General features: G+C 34.4%; 6 protein-coding genes. 4 read left to right on the top strand and 2 right to left on the bottom strand.

Going from position 1 to position 5,385, the window contains the following annotated elements; genetic code table 11:
* The first annotated feature begins 52 nt into the window (after positions 1–52).
* Together FTV41_RS13520 and FTV41_RS13515 are read left to right on the top strand one after the other, a co-directional pair.
* A complete protein-coding gene (locus FTV41_RS13520; RefSeq protein ID WP_179991709.1) occupies positions 53–550 on the top strand; it encodes a hypothetical protein in 498 nt (165 codons plus the stop codon).
* A gap of 593 nt (positions 551–1,143) precedes the next feature.
* A complete protein-coding gene (locus FTV41_RS13515; protein WP_179995733.1) occupies positions 1,144–1,626 on the top strand; it encodes a BLUF domain-containing protein in 483 nt (160 codons plus the stop codon).
* Between the two features lie 298 nt (positions 1,627–1,924).
* On the opposite strand, the gene FTV41_RS13510 is transcribed toward FTV41_RS13515, so the two are convergent.
* Positions 1,925–2,233 carry a hypothetical protein gene (locus FTV41_RS13510; protein WP_179991713.1) on the bottom strand — a complete coding sequence of 103 codons (309 nt, stop codon included), beginning with the start codon at positions 2,231–2,233 and terminating at the stop codon, positions 1,925–1,927.
* 701 nt (positions 2,234–2,934) lie between these two features.
* Here FTV41_RS13510 and FTV41_RS13505 point away from each other — a divergent pair.
* Complete coding sequence (locus FTV41_RS13505) at positions 2,935–3,858, top strand: RepB family plasmid replication initiator protein (RefSeq protein ID WP_179991712.1); 924 nt, start codon at positions 2,935–2,937, stop codon at positions 3,856–3,858.
* Here the strand turns inward: FTV41_RS13505 and FTV41_RS13500 are convergent.
* Positions 3,848–4,117 carry a mobilization protein gene (locus tag FTV41_RS13500; protein ID WP_179991711.1) on the bottom strand — a complete coding sequence of 90 codons (270 nt, stop codon included), beginning with the start codon at positions 4,115–4,117 and terminating at the stop codon, positions 3,848–3,850. The two genes, FTV41_RS13505 and FTV41_RS13500, sit on opposite strands and share 11 nt — an antisense overlap.
* Before the next feature lie 212 nt (positions 4,118–4,329).
* Here FTV41_RS13500 and mobQ point away from each other — a divergent pair, with 212 nt between their 5' ends.
* Positions 4,330–5,283, top strand: a complete 954-nt coding sequence (gene mobQ / locus FTV41_RS13495; protein ID WP_179991710.1) for a MobQ family relaxase — start codon at positions 4,330–4,332, stop codon at positions 5,281–5,283.
* Positions 5,284–5,385 lie beyond the last annotated feature (102 nt).

The raw sequence follows: 5,385 nt of genomic DNA, 5'->3' as shown, positions 1-5,385 counted from the left end.
AAAAGATGAAACAGACACAGCGTATTAAATATGAAAGAAGTGGCCCATCGCTATGAGCAACCAAAACGACTTAGACGATCAACTATATATTTTACTGGCCTCCATGAAGGAATATAGAGAGGCCATAGCAGACGATAACAAGCGATTAGAGGTATTTTACAACCAAATCGCTAACGGAGTACTCAATAAGGCTGAAAAATCGCTAGAAAACGCAAATAAGAAACATACAGCTGCATTAAACAATAGTATTCAAGAATTAAACGAAGCTACAAAAAGGCTCAACTTAAAATTTATCATTATTTTTGCCAGCACGTTTGTCGCTGTGATGATGGTATTCATCTTGGCAATATTCTTGTACGTGCCAAGCAAAGATGAAATTAATGAACGTAGAACTGATATGGCTGTACTTAAAAAATATCCACTACAAATTAGAGAAAGTGATGGTGAAACACTAGTCAGAATCATGACGAAAAATTGCTATTCATTTCAGCCAAATAGTGTCAAAGAAAAGACCTATGACTGGTGCCAGATCGACCCTAAAAGATATTAGTTGATCGGTACTTTGCTTGGTTTTTCTCATAGCTAATCAGATTATAGCAAGCGCAAAGTTGCCCGACTTTGAAATATGGCTAAAGCCATATTTCAAAGCATCGAGCTAAATTTTGGTTTCTTATGTCATATCTATTTGCAATGGGAAAAGGCATGCTAAAACATTAAAAGAAGGAATAAATAATGAGAAAGCATTTGATTTTCCTATTTTTTATAATGATGCTTTTTATTTTAGCTATAGTTATTAAGATCGAAAATGATCAGAAAAAAGAGCAACAGTTAAGTAAATTGAAGCTAATTGAAAAGAAAATTAATTAAGTAAAAACTGAGTTATACTTTTTTGATAACGATAATAACTAAGCCCAGAAGACACCTAATCCCAGCACTACACCTGCTGGGATTTTTTTTCTTATGCTTAATTACTTACTTTCCGATATAGATTATGAATGTATGTATTTTACCAATAGGTAAAGTGCAAGGATATAAGATAAAAGAAAGGATGCTTTAAGAAAGCAGTCTAAAAATTACTAATTTTATATAATAATTTTTTTTATTATATATACTTAACTATTTATATCTTAAGACGAATTACCAATGACCGCTATACGATTATTATATGTAAGTAAGTTCAGGTCTAAAATTTATTCTAAGAGTGAACTTTATGAAATTTTAACCGAAGCATTAAAGTTTAATGGAGCAAATCAGATCTATGGGGCTCTTTACTATGGAAATGATTACTTTGTTCAATGTTTAGAGGGGCAAGAAGATAAAGTAAAGCATCTTTTTCATGACAAAATCTTAAAAGATCCGCGTCATGAAAATTGTGAAGTTCTTTATCTTGAGAAGATCAGTACATATCTCTTTTCTAATTGGTATATGAAATATGCCAATATTGATCAGGATATAGTTAAGTTTTTCTCTAAAAATCATAATGATATTTTTAATCCATACTTATTAAATAGCTCTACAATCCCACCTCTTATAGAGTTATTAAGTCAGCATGCAGATAATTTTTCTATATTAAAAAGTAAAGCTTTAATTACTTCGAATCCAATTTGGATTAAAAAATTAGCATAATAGACCTTATACGAAATACAACTGTTTTTCCCTTCAAGATCATTATATTAGAGATTGCTGCCTTGAATCATAGAGCAACAGGGCGGCAACTCCTCTATTTATCATGTTCCAAGTTTGATATTTGATCGTTGTTCCACGGTACTGATTAAATATTTTAATAAAAAACTCATTCTAGTAAGAGCCGAGCAAGTGCCTACGAGCGATCACCTGGTATCAAAATTCATGCGTTTTTCTCTCTGATTACAAAGTCTGTTTTTTAAAGCAAAAAAAGGAAGGGATAACCCTTCCTTTTTTCTATTTAACTGGCTTGTCGATATTCAAACCTTCTTAAAAAATCTTGAATTGCCTGTTCTTTCAACAATTCACTAATTAATAAAGATGGTATGAAGTACACTTTTACTCGCACACGTTTTTTCAGTTTTGAATCTTCAGATAAATAGTGATCTTCAATATTCCATCCATCACTACGTAATTCGCTAATACGACACGCAGAGTAACTAGAATCAATAGACGACCACATATCTTTGTTTTTAACAGGCACCCTATTTAATAAGCGGTGCAAGATATGTGCTTTATGTGTATCTACTGCCGGTAAAACTGGAATCATGATGATTCCTCCATTGTAAAAAATGGAGGTTAATCAGCCTTATCTGTTCGCTAACTTGAACAAATTGTTTATCAATGATAGAATCGTTTATGCATTTTAAACGTAAATCATTAATTCTTATGGCTTTTTTAACCTCCTTTGGTTTGATTTGTTAGCTATTTGATATTAAAGATTTCAAAAAAGGTACTTGTTGACGCAAGTGCCTTTTTTTTGCTTTATTTTCAAACAGTTCAAACTCTAACATAGGAATACATAAAAATATAGTCCCTATGCTCACAGTTTCGCGTATTTCGAACGTTTACATGTAAACATATGGTTGTATACCTATTTTCTTTTAATCGGCCGTAAACAGCCTTACACGAAGAATTAGAATTAATTATAAAAAATTATTTTCAATTGTATTAAATAAAAAATCCTTTTTTATCTTTTTAATAAGCTTTTAAAAGCTTTTAGACCCCCTTCAAACCCTTTATTCATAAGGCTTTCAAACTTTAAAAAACTACAAATGGAGGATATTAAGCTACAAATGGAGGACTAAATCAGTTTTTAAAACTACAAATGGAGGAATTTAAAACTACAAATGGAGGACATTAAGCTACATTATTTTTATTGTAGTTTTGTTAAAAAGCTACAAAAATAATAGCTAAAAAAACAGCAGCTTGGTATTTTGCAAATTACATTGCTCAGTATGTAGTTTTCAAATGGAAGATAAAAAAACCTATCCACCTTCATGGGTGGTCATACAAAATAATATTCAAGAATGCTTTAAAAGCATGTCTATCGATGAAAAGCGTTTATTGGTTTTAGCAAGTCCTATCGCTAGAGTTACCAACGCTACCGAAAAAGACCCCATTACTATTACTGCTGAAAACTTTGCTAAAGAGTGCAATATAAAAACCCACTCTGCATATAAGTCGATGGAGGAAGCTAGTAAGCATATGCTGCGTAGGTACTTTACCTATACAGATGAAAAGGGGAAAAAAGTTTCTTGTTCTTGGGTAATCCGAGCAAAATACGACAATGGAGCAATATCAATTTGCTTTCCTGAGGAAGTTCTTTTAATGCTAAAAGAATTTGATAAGCTCAACCCTTACACCAAATATAAAAAAGAAGTGGTACTCAGACTTAAAAAAGATTATTCCTTTGACCTGTATCATCTTGCCAAGAAATATCAGGGTCTAGGTAAATTTGAATTAAGTTTAGATCGTATAAAAACAGAGTTAGGATTGCCTAAGTCTTATGATCGAATGTCTAATTTAAAAACCCGTGTTTTAGAGCCTTCTTTAGAAGAAATTAACTCTCAAACAGATTTAAATCTAACTTATGAAAATATAAAAGAGGGTAGAACTGTTGTGGGGTTTAGATTCAAAGTTAAAGAAAAATTTGAAAAGCCAAAAATCAACTCAAGTCGAGATATGAATACCGTCGATATGTTTTTCAAAATGACTGATGGGCAAATTAATATGTTTGGAAATCAGCTTGCCAAATTACCGGGCCTATCACATTTAGCTGTTGGTAATGAGAGTTATGAGGCTTTAGCTAGTCGAATTAAAGACATGCTGATAGACCCTGAAAAACAAAAAGAGTTTATTCCACATTTAAGAAGTTTAGGTTTTAAAGGTTAAATAATTTTCTGTCTCGATCTTCTATTAAATACTCGTTGAGTTCAGCGAGTATTTTTTCTCTATTGGCTTCATTGTCATTCATTTTTTTAATCAAATAAGAACCGAGCAAAATTTTGCGTCGAGTATCGTCCTTTCTCTCCTGCTCTTTTTGCTTTGATTTTTCTCTAGCTTCGATAGCTTGTTTATGAGCCTTTAACTGTTTCAGCTTCTCTAACTGGGCTTCAATTTTCTTTTCGAGATTTTCAGCAGATTTTGTCATGATTCAGATTTCGGGATATAGAAAACCACTCAAGCATAAGGCCCTATGAATTGAAATTCAAGCGGGCTATATGCTATCGTGTTTTCATGAAATGCGCACTTACGACTTGGATTTCATCCAAGTCAAAGTTTGCGTAAGGGGATTCCCCTTAACCCCAAAAAACTGCTACGCAATTTTTAAAAGCAAAAGCAAAACCACCACAAGGCTAAGGCATGGCAATTTATCACTGTACTACTAAGACCGTTAACCGAAGTTCGGGACGAACTGCAGTTGCATCTATGGCTTACCGTGCAGGAGAAAAATTGAAAGATGAACGGACAGGGTTAACCCATGACTTCACAAGAAAAGAAGGTGTGGTTTATACAGAGATTCTTTCTAACTTGGATACTGAATTAGACCGAAGCCAAGTTTGGAATCTGGCAGAAAAATCTGAGAATCGAAAAGATGCCCGAACCGCACGTGAATGGGTTATCGCTTTACCTGATGAACTGGACGAAGAACAGCGAAAAGAATTGGCTAAAGAGTTTGCCCAATCATTAGTAGACCGTTATGGGGTGATTGCAGATTTAGCCATCCATGCACCCAGCAAAGGAGGGGATGATAAAAACCATCATGCGCATATCTTGCTGACTACACGTAAGGCTGAACTGGATCAAGATCATAATCTGGTGCTAAAGGATAAGACTGATATTGAGTTAAGCAATGCCAAGAGAAAAAGCCTGGGCATGGGAACAAGCCAGGAAGAAATTAAACAGATCCGAGCCACCTGGGCAAACTTAGCCAATCATGCCCTCGAACATGCAGGGTATCGGGAAAGAATCGACCACCGTAGTTATGCCGATCAAGGCAAGGATCTACAAGCTACCATCCATGAGGGTAGTAAAGTTACCCAGATGCGCAGAAAAGGCATAGATACTGAAATTAGCCGTTTTAACGATACGATCAAACAGCAAAACAGCCAACAGCTCCAAAACAAACAACAGCACAAGGAAAAGACCTTAGAACAAGGGTTCAACCATGTTGAGCAAGGTTTCAAACAATGGAAGAAAGATCGGGAAGCACAACGTCTGGAACAAGAGCAAAGACAAAGATTGAAATTGGAACAAGAGCAAAAGATGAAACAGACACAGCGTATTAAATATGAAAGAAGTGGCCCATCGCTATGAGCAACCAAAACGACTTAGACGATCAACTATATATTTTACTGGCCTCCATGAAGGAATATAGAGAGGCCATAGCAGACGATAAGAAGCGATTAGAGCAGTTTT

The organism is Acinetobacter sp. YH16051 (assembly GCF_013417135.1).
Taxonomy (GTDB): domain Bacteria; phylum Pseudomonadota; class Gammaproteobacteria; order Pseudomonadales; family Moraxellaceae; genus Acinetobacter; species Acinetobacter towneri.
Note: the sequence above shows the minus strand (reverse complement) of the source record. Positions and strands in the feature narration are given on the sequence as shown.

Bases quoted from the DNA above. Each gene is read 5' to 3' on its own strand.
- FTV41_RS13500 (WP_179991711.1), bottom strand. From the start codon at position 4,117: ATGACAAAATCTGCTGAAAATCTCGAAAAGAAAATTGAAGCCCAGTTA.
- FTV41_RS13510 (WP_179991713.1), bottom strand. From the start codon at position 2,233: ATGATTCCAGTTTTACCGGCAGTAGATACACATAAAGCACATATCTTG.
- FTV41_RS13520 (WP_179991709.1), top strand. From the start codon at position 53: ATGAGCAACCAAAACGACTTAGACGATCAACTATATATTTTACTGGCC.
- mobQ (WP_179991710.1), top strand. From the start codon at position 4,330: ATGGCAATTTATCACTGTACTACTAAGACCGTTAACCGAAGTTCGGGA.
- FTV41_RS13515 (WP_179995733.1), top strand. From the start codon at position 1,144: ATGACCGCTATACGATTATTATATGTAAGTAAGTTCAGGTCTAAAATT.
- FTV41_RS13505 (WP_179991712.1), top strand. From the start codon at position 2,935: ATGGAAGATAAAAAAACCTATCCACCTTCATGGGTGGTCATACAAAAT.